At 73.3% G+C, this 14,222-nt stretch carries 19 protein-coding genes; 10 read left to right on the top strand and 9 right to left on the bottom strand.

Going from position 1 to position 14,222, the window contains the following annotated elements:
- The first annotated feature begins 11 nt into the window (after positions 1-11).
- Positions 12-434, top strand: a complete 423-nt coding sequence (locus ABT403_RS33405; protein ID WP_344152253.1) for an ATP-binding protein — start codon at positions 12-14, stop codon at positions 432-434.
- Positions 435-526: 92 nt separating this feature from the next.
- On the opposite strand, the gene ABT403_RS33400 is transcribed toward ABT403_RS33405, so the two are convergent.
- On the bottom strand, positions 527-871 hold the full coding sequence (locus ABT403_RS33400) for an STAS domain-containing protein (RefSeq protein ID WP_344152250.1): 345 nt from the start codon (positions 869-871) through the stop codon (positions 527-529).
- A 258-nt stretch (positions 872-1,129) separates the two neighbouring features.
- Complete coding sequence (locus ABT403_RS33395; protein ID WP_344152247.1) at positions 1,130-2,002, bottom strand: DUF4331 family protein; 873 nt, start codon at positions 2,000-2,002, stop codon at positions 1,130-1,132.
- A 300-nt stretch (positions 2,003-2,302) separates the two neighbouring features.
- On the opposite strand from ABT403_RS33395, the gene ABT403_RS33390 reads away from it, so the two are divergent.
- The 3 genes from ABT403_RS33390 (at position 2,303) to ABT403_RS33380 (ending at position 3,752) form a co-directional block, all read left to right on the top strand.
- On the top strand, positions 2,303-2,686 hold the full coding sequence (locus tag ABT403_RS33390) for an RNHCP domain-containing protein (RefSeq protein ID WP_344152244.1): 384 nt from the start codon (positions 2,303-2,305) through the stop codon (positions 2,684-2,686).
- Between the two features lie 26 nt (positions 2,687-2,712).
- Positions 2,713-3,126: an RNHCP domain-containing protein gene (locus tag ABT403_RS33385; RefSeq protein ID WP_344152241.1), complete on the top strand. Its 414-nt coding sequence runs from the start codon at positions 2,713-2,715 to the stop codon at positions 3,124-3,126.
- Between the two features lie 104 nt (positions 3,127-3,230).
- Positions 3,231-3,752 carry a GNAT family N-acetyltransferase gene (locus ABT403_RS33380; RefSeq protein WP_344152238.1) on the top strand — a complete coding sequence of 174 codons (522 nt, stop codon included), beginning with the start codon at positions 3,231-3,233 and terminating at the stop codon, positions 3,750-3,752.
- A gap of 142 nt (positions 3,753-3,894) precedes the next feature.
- Here the strand turns inward: ABT403_RS33380 and ABT403_RS33375 are convergent, their stop codons facing one another.
- A complete protein-coding gene (locus ABT403_RS33375; protein ID WP_344152235.1) occupies positions 3,895-4,830 on the bottom strand; it encodes an alpha/beta hydrolase in 936 nt (311 codons plus the stop codon).
- Positions 4,831-4,939: 109 nt separating this feature from the next.
- Entirely contained in the window at positions 4,940-5,950 is a 1,011-nt protein-coding gene (locus ABT403_RS33370) for a zinc-binding dehydrogenase (RefSeq protein WP_344152232.1), read from the bottom strand.
- Positions 5,951-6,135: 185 nt separating this feature from the next.
- Between ABT403_RS33370 and ABT403_RS33365 the strand changes: the two genes are divergently transcribed.
- Positions 6,136-6,675, top strand: coding sequence for a TetR/AcrR family transcriptional regulator (locus ABT403_RS33365; RefSeq protein WP_344152992.1), 540 nt, complete (start codon positions 6,136-6,138; stop codon positions 6,673-6,675).
- 33 nt (positions 6,676-6,708) lie between these two features.
- Here the strand turns inward: ABT403_RS33365 and rpsN are convergent, their stop codons facing one another.
- Together rpsN and rpmB are read right to left on the bottom strand one after the other, a co-directional pair.
- Positions 6,709-7,014 (bottom strand): 30S ribosomal protein S14, encoded by a 306-nt coding sequence (gene rpsN, locus ABT403_RS33360; RefSeq protein WP_344152229.1) that lies wholly within the window; start codon positions 7,012-7,014, stop codon positions 6,709-6,711.
- Positions 7,014-7,250, bottom strand: coding sequence for a 50S ribosomal protein L28 (gene rpmB, locus ABT403_RS33355; protein WP_344152226.1), 237 nt, complete (start codon positions 7,248-7,250; stop codon positions 7,014-7,016). Before rpmB ends, rpsN begins: the two co-directional genes overlap by 1 nt.
- 73 nt (positions 7,251-7,323) lie before the next feature.
- On the opposite strand from rpmB, the gene rpmG reads away from it, so the two are divergent.
- The 5 genes from rpmG (at position 7,324) to ABT403_RS33330 (ending at position 10,505) form a co-directional block, all read left to right on the top strand.
- Positions 7,324-7,488: a 50S ribosomal protein L33 gene (gene rpmG / locus ABT403_RS33350; protein ID WP_344152223.1), complete on the top strand. Its 165-nt coding sequence runs from the start codon at positions 7,324-7,326 to the stop codon at positions 7,486-7,488.
- Between the two features lie 44 nt (positions 7,489-7,532).
- Positions 7,533-7,778: a type B 50S ribosomal protein L31 gene (locus ABT403_RS33345; protein WP_344152218.1), complete on the top strand. Its 246-nt coding sequence runs from the start codon at positions 7,533-7,535 to the stop codon at positions 7,776-7,778.
- Positions 7,778-8,929, top strand: coding sequence for a CobW family GTP-binding protein (locus tag ABT403_RS33340; RefSeq protein ID WP_344152215.1), 1,152 nt, complete (start codon positions 7,778-7,780; stop codon positions 8,927-8,929). Before ABT403_RS33345 ends, ABT403_RS33340 begins: the two co-directional genes overlap by 1 nt.
- 74 nt (positions 8,930-9,003) lie before the next feature.
- The gene (gene rpsR / locus ABT403_RS33335) at positions 9,004-9,240 is read left to right on the top strand and encodes a 30S ribosomal protein S18 (RefSeq protein WP_344152212.1); all 237 of its coding nucleotides are present in this window, start codon (positions 9,004-9,006) and stop codon (positions 9,238-9,240) included.
- A 164-nt stretch (positions 9,241-9,404) separates the two neighbouring features.
- On the top strand, positions 9,405-10,505 hold the full coding sequence (locus tag ABT403_RS33330) for a branched-chain amino acid aminotransferase (protein ID WP_344152209.1): 1,101 nt from the start codon (positions 9,405-9,407) through the stop codon (positions 10,503-10,505).
- A 69-nt stretch (positions 10,506-10,574) separates the two neighbouring features.
- Here the strand turns inward: ABT403_RS33330 and ddaH are convergent, their stop codons facing one another.
- The 3 genes from ddaH to ABT403_RS33315 are packed head-to-tail and all read right to left on the bottom strand — an operon-like array spanning position 10,575 to position 14,121.
- Entirely contained in the window at positions 10,575-11,417 is an 843-nt protein-coding gene (gene ddaH, locus ABT403_RS33325; protein WP_344152206.1) for a dimethylargininase, read from the bottom strand.
- A 56-nt stretch (positions 11,418-11,473) separates the two neighbouring features.
- Complete coding sequence (locus tag ABT403_RS33320; RefSeq protein WP_344152203.1) at positions 11,474-12,679, bottom strand: cysteine desulfurase-like protein; 1,206 nt, start codon at positions 12,677-12,679, stop codon at positions 11,474-11,476.
- A gap of 14 nt (positions 12,680-12,693) precedes the next feature.
- The gene (locus ABT403_RS33315) at positions 12,694-14,121 is read right to left on the bottom strand and encodes an ATP-binding protein (RefSeq protein ID WP_351650533.1); all 1,428 of its coding nucleotides are present in this window, start codon (positions 14,119-14,121) and stop codon (positions 12,694-12,696) included.
- Positions 14,122-14,222: the final 101 nt, after the last annotated feature.

Below are 14,222 nucleotides of genomic sequence, written 5' to 3'. Positions count from 1 at the left end.
CGGGAGTGGAGATGGATCGTCCGGTGCGTCGTCGTTGCGTCTGCGGTGGTCGGGGCGCCGCCGCGCGAGCGCGGGCCGAGACGGTCCGCTTCGTCGCGGACAGCGTGGCCGGGGGCCGGATGGTGTCGGAGTTCGTGCGGGAGGCGGCGCTGCTGGTGGCCTCCGAGATGGTGACCAACGCCGTCCGCCACACCCGGGGCCCTTGCACCCTTCAGCTGGCCTGGTCGCGCGAGGGTCTCGACATCGACGTCACCGACACCAGCCCGAATCCCCCCTGCGCGCGCCCGCCGGATCTGGCGGGTGGCGGCGGGTTCGGCTGGCCGGTGGTGAACCTGCTGGCTTCCGAGGTCTGCGTGCGGCCGGCGGCCGAGGGCGGCAAAACGGTCCACGTCCACGTTCCCGCCACGAGCCCCCGTCCCACCGACGCCGCCTGAGCCCGGATGCGCCGCGCGGGCACGCTTGAGCCCGGATGCGCCCGCGTCCGCCGCGCGGGCACGGCGGCCGGCCCGCAGGGCGGGCTTCGCGGTCAGGTGCCGCCGGCCGCGTCCCGGGCGGAACACAGGGTGAAGAGGTGCCGGGTGCCGGTCAGGTCCAGCAGGTGCTGCGCCTGCAGGGGGACCGCGCGCAGGCGCAGGGCGGTGCCGCGAGCCCGCGCGTGGTGGCGCAGGGCGAGCAGCATGTTCAGGGCGCTGGCGTCGACGAACGTCACGGCCGCCAGGTCGAGGATCAGGGTCCGGGCCCCCGAGGACAGATCCAGGGTGCCGGTGGTCTGCGCGACCAGGGGCGAGGTGTCGGTGTCGAGTTCCCCCGACAGGGTCACGACGACCGTGTGGTCGTACGTGGCGATGTCCACGCCCACGGTGGGGTGCATGGTGTGCCGCCGATTCGGGATTGAGCCCATCACGGTCGGCGTCCGCAGCACGCACGGATCAAGGGCCGTCAAGCACGCGGCATCGGTGTCGCGCACAGCCGAGCGAGACCACCCGTACCTTCCACTGACCACTCGGTGTGGCCACCCGGTAGCGCGGGGTCTCCCACCAGACCAGGCTGGTCTACCTCCAACCTACCCACCGCCGGCCTGATCGTGCGTCGGGCCGGGTAAAGCTTTGGCGCGGGGGCGGGTGGGTGGTCAGGAAGCCGGGTGAGGGTGGCCGAGGTAGGGGAACCGGTCCAGCAGATCGGTGTGCGGGCCGATGTGATCGTCCGTGATCTTGCCGCCGGAGACCATGGCGAGGCGGGCGGAGGTGACGTCGTCGGTGAGCGTGCGCCCGTTCGGATAGGCCGCCGGCCGGCTGCGGTCGTACCGGAGGACGTCCGGCAGCACCGTGCGCAGGGCCTTCTCGGCGTCCTCGGCGCTGTATCCGCCGGTGTGGGCCAGGACCGCGCTCCATGCCTCGCGGTAGGTGTCCCAGTCGCCCGCGTTGTACTTCTCCTTGACGTCCTCCGCGTTGAAGTACGCGGTCAGGGAGGGGCGGGCGCCGCGGTCGACGGAGACGAGCCGGCCGTTCTGACGGAGGCTGACCCGCGCCCACACGCCGATCGGGCCGTCGCCGAGCTCGGTGTCGGGGACTTCCAGCACGATGCCGAAGACGTTCTTGTCGATGCCGAAGTCGTTGCCGGTCCACGTGAAGTCGTTGACGATGTCGTCGAGGTCGGCGAAGAACGGGTCGCTGCGCAGCCCGGCGGAGAACCGGTAGCCGTTGCCGTCCACGACGTTCGGATCCGCCCCGAACGCGACGGCCGCGCCGGAGATGACGGCCTCTCCGCCTGCCGCGTGTTCGCGCGCCCGGTCGCCGGTCGCCCGGTGGACGGTGACCGTCTGGCTGCCGCCGTCGGGTGGGGAGAGGACGAAGCTGAACGCCAGGTCGGCGATGTCGTCGCCGTCGGTGTCCACGTTGAGCCGGTACACGGCGTCGGGGTGGAACGCCTCGCCCTGGGTGGGGGCGAACGGGTTGACGTTCATGATCAGGACGGTACGTTCGCTCTCCGCCGCGGCGATCAAATTGCGTTGACACCCGCAGAGGGGGCCTTGTTAACCTGTCGGGGTCGTTCTGATTCGTTCTGGGCCTGTGTGCCCTGGAAAAGGGTGTTTGATGTCCCGGCCCGCGCCGAGTGCGCCTCGCCACACCGCGTAACCGTCCGTAGCCTTTCCGCCGCCCGTTTCCCCGGGCTGCTGCCGGACGTGTCCTCCGGTGTTCCGATCTGCCCGTCCGCCGTCCTGCGGTGTCGTCGGGCTGCCCTCTGACGAGGCCACTCGGCCTGCTCTTGCTGTTTTGACCACTTCCCAGCAAGGAGCACCCGGGTGTCCAGCCACACCACCAACTCCAGCAACACCAGCCACAACACTCTCAGCCTCAGCACCTTCGCCTGCGCGTGGTGCGGTCTGACCGTGTCCGCGTACGCCGCCGACGGCGCGCCGCGCAACCACTGCCCGTCCTGCCTGCACTCCCGGCACGTCCTCGACCACGTCGAGGGCGGTCCGAGCGACTGCGAGGGCCGGATGTCCCCGATCGCCATCGCCGTGCTCCGCACCGGTGACTGGAGGGTGATCCACCGCTGCGTGCGCTGCGACGAGCTCACCTCCCACCCCGTCCGCCCGGACGACAACCAGCTCATCCTGATGCGCATGGCGGTCCGCCCGCTGGCCCAACCGCCTTTCCCGCTCGAAGCGTTCGGAACCCTCTGACTGCCCGACAGGAAAGGAGCACCCCCATGTCACGCACCAACAACCGCCGTCAGCGCCGTCCGCAGCGGCACAAGGACGTCCTGCACACCCAGGGCCGCCACCGGGCGGGCGACTTCCGGTGCACGTCCTGCCGGCTCGACGTCTCCCCGGACGCCCCCGGCACCGCGCACCGCAACCACTGCCCCAACTGCCTGGCCAGCCTGCACGTCGACCGGAAGATCCCCGGCGACCGCGACGCCGACTGCCGGGGCCGCATGGAGGCGCTGGGCATGTCCGTCCGCACCGACGGCGAGTGGGTGATCATCCACCAGTGCGTCACCTGCGGCGAGCTCTCCGCCAACCGCATCGCGGGCGACGACAACCCGCTCGCCCTGGTCCGCCTGGCCCTCAGACCCCTCGCCGATACCCAGGCCGCCGGCCGCGCCCTGCTCACCCTGTGACCGGGCCGCGGCGGCCCCAGCCGGGGCACGCCCGCAGCCGTGCCCCCGCCCCACGGCCCCTCCTTCCCCACCTCACACCACCACAGAAAGCGAACGTTCCCGCAGTGAAGATCAGGACCGAGACCCACCACGACCACGACCGCGTACGCGAGGTGATCACCGCAGCCTTCGGCTCCCCGGAGGACGCCGACCTCGTCGACGCCCTGCGCGCCGACGCGTGCTGGATCCCCGAACTCTCCCTCGTAGCCGAGGACGAGAACGGCACCGTCATCGCGCACATCCTCTTCACCCGCGCCGGCATCGGCGACGCCCCGGCGCTCACGCTGGCCCCGGTCTCCGTCGACCCCGCCCACCAGGGCGCGGGCATCGGCAGCACGCTCATCCGCGCCGGCCTCGACACCGCCCGCGCCCTGGGCGAGCGCACCGTCACCGTCCTCGGACACCCCGCCTACTACCCGCGCTTCGGCTTCGAACGCGCCGACGCCCACGGGGTCACCTGCACCCTCAGCGCCGGCCCCGACGAAGGCAAGATGGTCGCCTCCCTCGACGGCGGCCCGGTCCCGTCCGGCGACATGACCTTCGGCAAGCCGATGGCCGACGCCATCAGCGCCTACCGGCCCGAGTAACCGCCCACCGCGTCCCCGGGCCGACACCGGCCCGGGGGCGCGGTGACGCGGCGGTGCGCGGTGCGCGGTGCGGACGGGCTTGTGCCGGGCGCCGGGGACCGGTGCGCGGGCGGTGAGACCGCAGGGCGGGGTGGGACACCGTTCAGGCGAGCCGGGTCTTGAGCTGGGCGTGGAGCTCGGTGACGGCCTCGTCGGCCGCGGGGGAGAGGCGGGTGAGGTGGAGGAAGGCGTGGATCAGCCCGTCGTAGGTTCGGGCGAAGACGTCCACTCCGGCCCGGGTGAGGGCGGCGGCGTAGGCGTCGCCCTCGTCGCGCAAGGGGTCGTACTGGGCGGTCGCGATGACCGCAGGGGCGAGGCCGGCGTGGCTGTCGGCGCGCAGCGGGGAGACGCGGGCGCAGGCGCGTACGGCCGGGTCGTCGCCCGCGTAGAGGGTCTGGAGGTCGAGGACGTCCTGCCGGCTCAGGAGGTATCCGGCGGCGTTCTCGGTGCGGGAGGGGTAGGTGCCGTCGAAGTCGGTGGCGGGGTAGACGAGCAGCTGGGCGGCCAGGGGCCGGTGTTCGTCGCGGAAGGCGAGCGCGACGGCGGCGGCCAGGTTCGCCCCCGCGCTGTCGCCCGCCAGGGCGAGCCGGTCCGGGCGGGCGCCGTAGTCGGCGATGTGGTCGGCGATGTGACGGGCCGCCGCGAGGCAGTCGTCGTAGGCGGCGGGGAAGGGGTGCTCGGGTGCCAGGCGGTAGTCGACGGCGACGACCACGGCTTCCACGTCGCGGCACAGCCTGCGGGTCACGTCGTCGTGCGAGTCGAGGTCGCCGGTGATCCAGCCCCCGCCGTGGAAGAACACCACGGTCGGCACGGGGCCGTCCGTCGCGGGCCGGTAGACGCGGACGGGGATGTCCCGCGCGGGGCCGGGCACGGAGGCGTCCTCCACCGAGCCGACCGCGGGTGTTTCCGGCGCGGGGAGGCCCGCGCCGAGCTGCCGCTGTGCCTTGCGCAGCTCCTCCGGGTCCGTGTCGCGGATGCGCGGGGCGGGCGTGGCGTTGAGCTGGTCGAGGAGGGCGGAGAGGGGCGGGTCCAGGGGCATGGCCGGGTTCCTGTCTCGGGGCGGGTCGTCGCGTCCGTCGCGTCCGTCGTGTCCGTCGCGTCCGCCCTGTCCGTCAGGGCGGTCGGGGGCGGCGGCCGGCGGACGGGGGTCAGGGGCGCAGGACGAGGCGGATCGGGTCGCCCTCCTTGGTGCGCAGGCGCTCCACGGCCTTGGCGGCGTCGGCGAGCAGGTACGTGTCGGTGATCGAGCGCGAGAAGTCCAGCCTGCCGCCTTCGACCAGGGCCGTCACTCGCGCCACCGCGTCCTCGGCGGATCCGTAGTGGCCGAGGATGCGGTGCTGGAGGTAGCTGAAGCGGGTTGCGTCGGGGACGGTCAGCGGCTGGGCGCTCAGGCCGACCAGGACGAGGCATCCCCTGGCCGCGAGCAGTGTCAGGGCCTGCTCCCGGGCGGCGGCGGCTCCCGCGAAGTCGAAGGCGGCCTCCAGCCCCCGCCCGCCGGTGGCGGCGAGGACCCGGTCGGCCAGGCTCGGGTCGGCCGGGTCCAGCGCCAGGTCGGCGCCGAAGTCCAGGGCCCGCCGGCGCGCGGCGGGGGCGGGGTCCACGGCGATGACCGGACAGGCCCCGACGGCGCGCAGCAGCTGGACCGCGTGGGCTCCCAGCCCGCCGATGCCCCACAGGCCGACGGCCTGGCCCGGGCGGACGTCGGCGGTGGTGGTGATGGCTCCCCAGGGGGTGGAGACGGCGTCCGGGATGATCGCGCCCTGCTCGAAGGGGATCGGGCCGGGCAGCGGGACGAGGGTCTCGACGGTGGCGAGGGCGTACCCGGCCCAGCCGCCGTCGTAGTCGACGCCACGCGTCAGGACCCGGCCGTCGCGCACCTCGCCGGCCTGGAGGACCACGCGCCGGCCCGTCGTCCAGCCGGTCACGCCGGGTCCGCGTTCGGCGATGGTCCCGGCGACCTCGTGCCCGAGGGTGACGGTGTCGCCTGTGAGGTGGACGGGGGTGAGGGAGCCGTCGACGAGGTGCACGTCGGACAGGCAGACGCCCGCGGCCTCCACCTTGACCAGCACCTGGCCGGGTCCGGGAGAGGGAACGGGGACTTCTTCGACGGTGAGGGTGCGCGAGGGGATGTGCAGGCGCGCGGCACGCATGAGTTCCACGAACGGAACCTCTTTCGTCTGTCGTCTCAGGTCTGCGACCGCGAGCTAACGCAAGTCGTCTTGCGTTCCAACGTACGCCGCCCCTCCTCCTATCGCAAGGAGTCTTGCGATAGCCTGGCCGGGTGACGAGCCACGAGGAAAGCGCCCCGCAGGAGACCCCGCCCCTGAGACGGCGCGGGGAACGGATGCGGCAGGCCGTCCTCGCCGCCACCGTCGACCTGCTCACCTCCCGGGGACTGGCCGCCACCACGGTCGCCGCGGTCTCCCGCGCCGCGGGCGTCCACGAGACCTCCGTCTACCGGCGCTGGAAGACCCGCGAGAACCTGATCTTCGACGCGCTCGCCACCCGCACCGAGGAGGCCCTGCCCACCCCCGACACCGGCACCGTCCGCGAGGACCTGTGCGAACTGTTCACGGCGCTGACCCGCTTCTTCGCCACCCCCGCCGGCACCGCGCTGCTGCTCCTGGGCACCGTCCGCGAGCAGGGCGCGCTGGAGGAAGGGCGGCGCGCGTACTGGCAGGCCCGCCTCGAACGCGCCGAAACGCTCGTCCGGCGCGGTATCGACCGCGGCGAACTGGCCGAGGGCACCGACCCCCACCTCCTGGTGGAAGCCATCACGGGTCCCCTCCTCGCCAGGGTCCTCCTCACCGGCGAACCCCTCGACGAGGCCCTCGCCCCGCGCCTGATCGACCTCGTCCTGACCGCCTCCCGCCCCCCGTCCTGACCGCCTCCCGGACGGTCGGGCATGCGGACGGGGCTACCAGGACGCCTTGGTCACTCCCGGCAGGTGCCCGGCGTGCGCCTCCTGCCGGGTCCTCACCCGCGAGAGCCCGAACTTGCGCAGGTAGCCGCGCGGCCGGCCGTCGACGCCGTCGCGGTTGCGTACCCGGGTCGCGCTGGCGTCGCGCGGCTGCCGGCGCAACTCCGCGAGGGCGGCCGCGCGTTCGGCCGGGGTGGAGGACGGGCGCCGGACGGTCCGCTTGAGCTCCGCCCGCCGCGCGGCGTACCGCTCGACGGTCTCCTTGCGCTTCTCGTTCCGCGCGATCTTGCTCCGCTTCGCCATCAGACCTTCCCTCCCCGCGCGCGGATCCGCGCCACCGCGGCCTCGACGCCGATCGCGTCCACCGTCCTGATCGCCCTGGCGCTGAGCGTCAGGCGGACGTACCGGCCCTCGCCGGGCAGCCAGTAGCGCTTGTGCTGGACGTTCGGGTCGAAACGGCGCGGGGTGCGCCGGTGCGAGTGGGAGATGTTGTTGCCGAAGCCCGGCTTGGCGCCGGTCAGTTGGCAGTGGGCCGACATGGGTGCTGGGTCCCCTCTCGTGAAGACGTCCATCCCGTATTGGAAATGGAAACCATTGCCATATAGTAGCGCCATGGCACGCAACGAGATCCGCCCGGTCATCAAACTCCGCTCCACCGCGGGCACCGGGTTCACCTACGTCACCCGCAAGAACCGGCGCAACGACCCCGACCGGCTCGTGCTGCGCAAGTACGACCCCGTCGTCGCCCGCCACGTCGACTTCCGCGAAGAACGCTGACCCGGACCGCCCCGCACCCGCCCCACCGTCGAAAGGTTCCTGCCGTGAAGCCCGGCATCCACCCCGCCTACGGGCCCGTCGTCTTCCGCGACACCGCCTCCGGCACCGCATTCCTCACCCGGTCCACGATGACCGCCGACAAGACGGTCGACTGGGAGGACGGCAACACCTACCCGGTCGTCGACGTGGAGATCTCCTCCGCGAGCCACCCCTTCTACACGGGCACCGCCCGCGTCCTCGACACCGCCGGCCGCGTCGAGAAGTTCCAGCGCCGCTACGGAGCCTGCTGATGGACCACGGACACGAGCTCCCCGTCGTGATCGTCGCCGGCCTGCACGCCGAGGCCCGGACACAGGTCGTCGACCGCCTCCTGCGCACCGTTCCCGGGAGCGTGGCCCTCCACCACGACCTGGCGAACGCCCCCGGCGGCACGGTGCTCCGCCTCATCCGGGACGCCTCCGGCACCCTCTCCCGCGAGGAGACACCCCTGGTCAACGACTGCGCGTGCTGCGCGCTCCGCGAGGACCTGGTCCCGGAGCTGGAGCGGCTGGCGGACGGCGGCCTCACCCGCCTCGCGGTGGTCGAGCTGTGGGATTCGGTGGAGCCCAGGGCCATGGCCGAAGTGATCGCCGGACACGGCGGGGAGCGGCTCCTCCTGACGAACGTGATCACCGCCGTCGACCCCGCGCTGGTCCTGCCGTACCTCGGCAACGGCGACGACCTGGCCGAAGCCGGACTGGCGGCCGCGCCCACCGACCGGCGGACCGTCGGTGACACCTGGGCGCGTCAGCTGGAGTACGCGCCCGTGCTGGCCGTCGTCGACAGCGAGGCGGCCGACGACGAGGACCGGGCCCTGCTGGCGCAACTGCACCCCACCGCGCGGCGGGTGCCGGCCGCGTCCGTCGAGCTCGCCCGGGCGGCGTTCGCCGGCTTCGACGTCGAGGCGGCCGCGGCCGCCCAACACCCCGCCTGCGCCCTCCTGCCCCAGGAAGCCGACGAGGCCGGCGTCACCACGCTGGTCTGGCACCGCAGCCGCCCGTTCCACCCCGAACGCCTCTACCAGGCGCTCGAGGACCTGTGCTGCGCGGCCGCCCGCAGCCGCGGCCGGTTCTGGCTCGCCGACCGCCCCGACACGCTGCTGGCCTGGGACGCGGCCGGGGGAGCCCTGTGCGTGGAGAGCGCCGGTCCCTGGCTGGCGTCACTGCCGGACGCGGCCTGGGACCTGGTCCCGCCCGTACGCCGTGCCGCGGCCGCCCTCGACTGGCACCCCGACCACGGCGACTGCTGCCAGCACCTCGTCTTCACCTCCCCGGGTCTCGACCGGGACGGGCTGGAGCGACTCCTCGACTCGTGCCTGCTGACGGACGCGGAGTACGCGTCGGGGCCCGCGTCCTGGCAGACCCTGCCGGCGGCCTTCGACGCCCTGCTCGACCCCGCCTGACAGCGCCCCCGGCACCGCACCCGACCACTCAACACATCTGACCCACCCGACCCACCACCCACAGGAGTACCGCCATGGCCCGGCGCAACGATCCCCGCAAGCCCGTCACGTCCCGTCCCAACCCCCTCGACGCGGCCGGGATCACGTACGTCGACTACAAGGACACCGACCTGCTGCGGAAGTTCATCTCCGATCGCGGGAAGATCCGCAGCCGACGCGTCACCCGGGTGACGGCGCGGCAGCAGCGGGACCTCGCGACCGCGATCAAGAACGCCCGGGAGATGGCCCTGCTGCCCTACGCGAGCCGCTGACCCCACGACACCGGCCGGGCGGCACGCCGAAGCCCCGCCGCCCGGCCGCGCCGTGCCGCCGCTGCGGCCGGGAGGCCATTCCATCCGGCCATCGGCACTGCGATAATCGGACACTCGGAGCCGGAAACCGGTGCTGCGAAAACGACCAACGAAGGACAAGTCGCATGACAACGCCCACGATCGTGCTCAAGCCTTCGTCGAACCCGCGGTCCGCCGCGGAGCGCGGGGCGATCCTGGCCGATCCGGGCTACGGGCGGCACTTCACCGACCACATGGTTCAGATCAGGTGGACCGAGGGGCGGGGGTGGCACGACGCCGAGCTGGTTCCCTACGCGCCGCTGTCGATCGACCCGGCGACCATGACCCTGCACTACGCGCAGACCATCTTCGAAGGCCTCAAGGCGTACAAGCAGCCCGACGGCACCGTCGCCACCTTCCGCCCCGATGCCAACGCCGAGCGGTTCCGGGCTTCCGCCCGCCGGATGGCCATGCCCGAGCTGCCCGCCGATCTGTTCGTCGCGGCGTGCGACGCGCTGGTCGAACATGACCGCGCCTGGGTGCCGGACACCGACGGATCCGCGCTCTACCTGCGGCCCTTCATGTTCGCGACCGAAGTCGGCCTCGGCGTCCGCCCGTCGAACGAGTTCCTGTTCATGGTGATCGCCTTCCCGGCCGCCGCGTACTTCGCGGGCGGGGTCAAGCCCGTGTCGGTCTGGCTGTCCGAGGACTACGTGCGGGCGGTCAAGGGCGGTACGGGTTCGGCCAAGACCGGCGGCAACTACGCGGCGTCGCTGGCCGCCCAGGCCCAGGCCGCCGGGCACGGCTGCGACCAGGTCGTCTGGCTCGACGCGGTGGAGCGCCGCTGGGTCGAGGAGATGGGCGCCATGAACCTGTACTTCGTGTACGGAGCGGAAGGGGAGCGGCGGCGCATCCTCACCCCGGAGCTGACGGGAACCCTGCTTCCCGGCGTCACCCGCGACTCGCTGCTCACCCTCGCCCGCGATCTCGGCTACGTGGTCGAGGAGGGGCGGATCTCCACCGAGGACTGGCAGCGGGACGTGGCCGCCGGCACCTTGACCGAGGTGTTCGCCTGCGGCACGGCGGCCGTGGTCACCCCGGTCGGCTCGGTCAAGTCCGCCAAGGCCTCATGGGTGCACGGGGACGGTGGACCGGGTGAGGTCACCATGCGGCTCCGGAAGGCACTGGTCGAGGTGCAGACCGGGCGCGCCGCCGATCCGCACGGCTGGATGCACCGGCTGGGATGACGGGCGTCGCGCGGTGTCCGGCCGGCCGCCCGGTCCACGGGCGGCCCGGTGGCCGTGGTGCGCCGTGCGTCAGTCGCGTAGTTCGAGCGTGCAGCACTTCGCGCTGCCGCCCGCCTTGAGCAGTTCGTCCATGCGGATCCCGATCGGTTCGAAGCCCCGCTCCGAGAGCTGTTTGGCGAGCCCCGTCGCGGATTCGGGAAGGATGACGTGGCGGCCGTCCGACATCGCGTTCAGTCCGAACACCGCGGCGTCCTCGGCCGAGGCGAGGATCGCGTCCGGGAACATCCGGCGCAGGACCGCCTGACTGCCTTCGGAGAAGGCGGCCGGGTAGTACATGACCTCGTCGTCCGACAGTACGGACAGCGCGGTGTCCAGGTGGTAGTAGGCGGGGTCGACCAGTTGGAGTCCGGTGACCGGAACGCCGAAGAACTCCTGTGCCTCGGCGTGGGACCTCAGGTCGGTCCGGAAGCCGGTGCCCGCGAGCAGCCGGTCGCCGACGGTGAGGTAGTCGCCCTCGCCCTCGTTGATGTGCTCCGGCCACAGCACGTCCTCGTACCCCTGGGCCCGGAACCAGGCCAGGTACGCCGGGCCTTCCGCCGTCCGCTCGGCGTGCCGGAACCGGGCCCCGAGCACCTTGCCGCCGACCACGGTGGCGCCGTTGGCCGCGAAGACCATGTCCGGGAGGCCCGGAACCGGCGGTACTTCCAGTACCTCGTGCCCCAAGTCCTCGTAGAGGGACTTCAGGCCGGTCCACTGCCGCATCGCCGCGTCGGTGTCCACCGGCCGGGCCGGGTCCATCCAGGGGTTGATCGAGTAGGACACCTCGAAATGCGTCGGCGGGCACATGAGCAGCCGGCGCCGGGTCGCGGAACGGAGCCGGAGCGGGGCCGGCAGGGACTCGGACTCGGGCATGCGTTCTCGTCCAATCGGTCGTGCGGGTGCGTGGTGGGGCAGCGGGGAGGGGGCGGTCAGGAGGCCAGCTCGGCGAGTGCGGCCAGGAGGCGGTCCGTGTCCGAGCGGCTGGTGTAGTGGTAGATGCCGACGCGGACGGCGGACCCCTGGTCGCGGATGCCGAGGGCGGCGGTCGCCTCCCAGCAGTAGGAGTGGCCGTACCACGCGTTGATCTTCCGGCCGGCCAGGTACTCGGCCACCTGCTGCGGCGTGCGTCCGTCCACCGTGAAGTACACGGTGGCGGTGCTCCGGGCGGGCGCGCCGATCCGCCGTACCGCCGGCAGCGCCGCGAGACCCTGGAGGAGGTGGGCCAGTTCGCCCTGTTCGTACTCCCGCACCGCCGCCATGGACAGCAGGAGCCGTTCGCGGCGGGAGCCCTCGGCCGTCGGGTCGAGTCCCGCGAGGTAGTCCACGGCGGCGCGCACGCCCGCGAGGTCCGCGAGGGGCAGCGTGCCGGTCTCGAACCGCTCGGGTCCGGTTTCCGGCGAGGGAAGGAGCTTGTCCGGGTGCAGCTCCGCCAGCAGTGCGGGGGCGGCCACGATCGCGCCGACGTGCGGGGCGTTCCACTTGTAGGCGCTGGTGGCCCAGAAGTCGGCGCCCAGCGCGACCATGTCGACCGGCATGTGCGGGGTGGCGTGCACCCCGTCGACGAACAGGAGGGCGCCCGCGGCACGGGTGATCTCCGCGATGCGCGGCAGGTCGGGCATGGTCCCCAGGATGTTGCTGGCCGCGGTGACGGCGACGAGCCGCGTCCGGGGGCCCACCAGATGCCGGTACTGCTCGGCCGGCAGTTCCCCGGAGGGGACCTCCAGTTCGGCGTACCGGACGGTCGCGCCGGCCGCCTCGGCCGCCTGCACCCACGGCCGCAGGTTCGCGTCGTGGTCGAGGGTCGAGAGCACGATCTCGTCGCCCGGGCCCCAGGTCTTGGCCAGGGTGGCGGCGAAGCGGTAGGTCAGCGTGGTCATGTTCGGGCCGAAGACGACGCCGTCCGGCGAGCCGCCGACCAGGTCGGCGACGGCCTGCCGGGCCTCGGCCACGATGGCGTCGGAGCGGGCGCTGGCGGGGAAGGCGCCGTGCAGGTTGCCGATGCCCGCGCGGTAGGCGTCCGCGATGGCGTCGATGACGCTCTGCGGCATCTGGGTGCCGGCCGGGGCGTCCAGCCAGACCGAATCGTCGGAGAACGCCGGGTACTGGGCCCGTATGGAGGTGACGTCGAGGTTCACGGGTCTTCTTCCTGTCAGGGGGTCAGGTCGGTGGCTCGGTGCAGCGCGCGGGCGGCGTGGCCCTGCCACTCCTGCCCGTCTTCGAGCAGGGCGGCGCTCTCGACGGCCCGCCGGGCGACGCCGAGGGCCTGCTCCCCACGGCCCAGGTCGGCAAGCCGCCCGGACAGTGCCACGAGCGTCTTGGTCAGTCCGCGCAAACCGTTCTGCGTCTTCGCGCGCAGCTCGTAGGCGTCCACCAGGCTCTCCGCCAGCAGCACGGGGAACTCGCCGAAGACCGTGACCCCCGGGGGTACGGCGTCCAGCAGGTCGGCGGGCAGCGCGGGGTGCTTTTCGGCGAGGGCGGTCAGCGCCTCGGCGAGCGGGGCGGCGTAGCCGCTGCCGAGCGCCACCTCGATCGCCATGGGGGAGACGCCCGGCAGCAGGGACACCAGCTCGCGCAGGTGGGCGCGGACCTGCGGGCGGGTGTCGGCGGCGCGCGCGAGAACGGTCAGGGCCCGGCGGTCCTGGGCCTCGGTGGTCTCCATCAGCGCGCTCATCAGGAACCGGGGGGTGACCAGGCCGGCGAGGAGGTCCTCGGTCAGTGCGTCCGGCAGGGACTGGTTCCAGTAGCCGGGGCAGGACGCGGGCTCCGGCGGGAACTCCGTGCGCAGCCACCGCGCGGTGCGCAGTCGCAGGCCGGGTTCCTCCAGTGCCTGGACGTGCCCGAGCGCTGCCAGAGCCGCCTCTTCGTCCGCCGCCCCGCACAGCGCGGCCGTGGCGACGGCCGCCTCGACCACCTGGGGGGCCAGCTCCAGTCCGTACGCGGCCGCGGAGTGCAGGAGGTGGCCCATCTCCCGTACGGCCAGGGGCGCTTCGACGCCGTGGGCGGTGTCGAGGAGCGCGGCCAGGACCGCGCTCTGGAGGGATCCGGGCCTGCCCGGCTGGTCCGACGTGGTGGCGACGAGCCGGTCCGAGCGGTCCTGTTCCAGCGGTGGACAGGGCCGGCCCGGCGCGGTCAGTGCGGCCGCGTAGTCCCGTACCGCGTCGTGTACGGCGTCGGCGTGGGCGGAGTCCGTGTCGTCGGGCGCGGTCAGTTCCCGCCTGGTGCGGATGCCGTCCTGAGACTCGTCCCACCACCCGTCCCGGGTGCGGGCGAGCAGCAGGACGCGGACCGGTGCCCGGGACGGGCCGGCGTCCGCCGGGTCGAGGAGCCGGGCCACCTGCTCGCGGCGGGTCTCGGCGTCCTCGACGACGACGAGCAGCGGCCGGTCGGTACGGGTCGGCTCGGCGTCGGGGGCCGGGAACTCGATGTCCCAGGCGCCCGACGCGGCGAGCCGGTCGGCGAGTTCGAGGGCCAGCCGGGACTTGCCGACTCCGCTGGGCCCGTGGAGCAGGTGGGCCTCGGTGCCGGTACCCGCGCACCACTGCGCGAGCCGGTCCAGCTCCGCGGCGCGCGAGCGCAGGCGCGCCGTCCGGGCGCCGGCGCGCAGCAGCGCGCGGGCGCATGCACGGATCCATCCGGGCTCGGCCGGTCTGGACCAACGAGACCATCAGGCACGTCGGC

Origin of the sequence: Streptomyces sp. NPDC000075 (assembly GCF_040301925.1) — a bacterium.
Taxonomy (GTDB): domain Bacteria; phylum Actinomycetota; class Actinomycetes; order Streptomycetales; family Streptomycetaceae; genus Streptomyces; species Streptomyces polychromogenes.
This window is presented reverse-complemented; position numbering and strand designations above follow the sequence as displayed.

Excerpts from the sequence above, each read along its gene's own strand:
- ABT403_RS33405 (WP_344152253.1), top strand. The coding sequence starts at position 12 with ATGGATCGTCCGGTGCGTCGTCGTTGCGTCTGCGGTGGTCGGGGCGCC.
- ABT403_RS33400 (WP_344152250.1), bottom strand. The coding sequence starts at position 871 with ATGCACCCCACCGTGGGCGTGGACATCGCCACGTACGACCACACGGTC.
- ABT403_RS33385 (WP_344152241.1), top strand. The coding sequence starts at position 2,713 with ATGTCACGCACCAACAACCGCCGTCAGCGCCGTCCGCAGCGGCACAAG.
- ABT403_RS33375 (WP_344152235.1), bottom strand. The coding sequence starts at position 4,830 with ATGCCCCTGGACCCGCCCCTCTCCGCCCTCCTCGACCAGCTCAACGCC.
- ABT403_RS33365 (WP_344152992.1), top strand. The coding sequence starts at position 6,136 with ATGCGGCAGGCCGTCCTCGCCGCCACCGTCGACCTGCTCACCTCCCGG.
- rpsN (WP_344152229.1), bottom strand. The coding sequence starts at position 7,014 with ATGGCGAAGCGGAGCAAGATCGCGCGGAACGAGAAGCGCAAGGAGACC.
- rpmB (WP_344152226.1), bottom strand. The coding sequence starts at position 7,250 with ATGTCGGCCCACTGCCAACTGACCGGCGCCAAGCCGGGCTTCGGCAAC.
- rpmG (WP_344152223.1), top strand. The coding sequence starts at position 7,324 with ATGGCACGCAACGAGATCCGCCCGGTCATCAAACTCCGCTCCACCGCG.
- ABT403_RS33340 (WP_344152215.1), top strand. The coding sequence starts at position 7,778 with ATGGACCACGGACACGAGCTCCCCGTCGTGATCGTCGCCGGCCTGCAC.
- rpsR (WP_344152212.1), top strand. The coding sequence starts at position 9,004 with ATGGCCCGGCGCAACGATCCCCGCAAGCCCGTCACGTCCCGTCCCAAC.
- ABT403_RS33330 (WP_344152209.1), top strand. The coding sequence starts at position 9,405 with ATGACAACGCCCACGATCGTGCTCAAGCCTTCGTCGAACCCGCGGTCC.
- ddaH (WP_344152206.1), bottom strand. The coding sequence starts at position 11,417 with ATGCCCGAGTCCGAGTCCCTGCCGGCCCCGCTCCGGCTCCGTTCCGCG.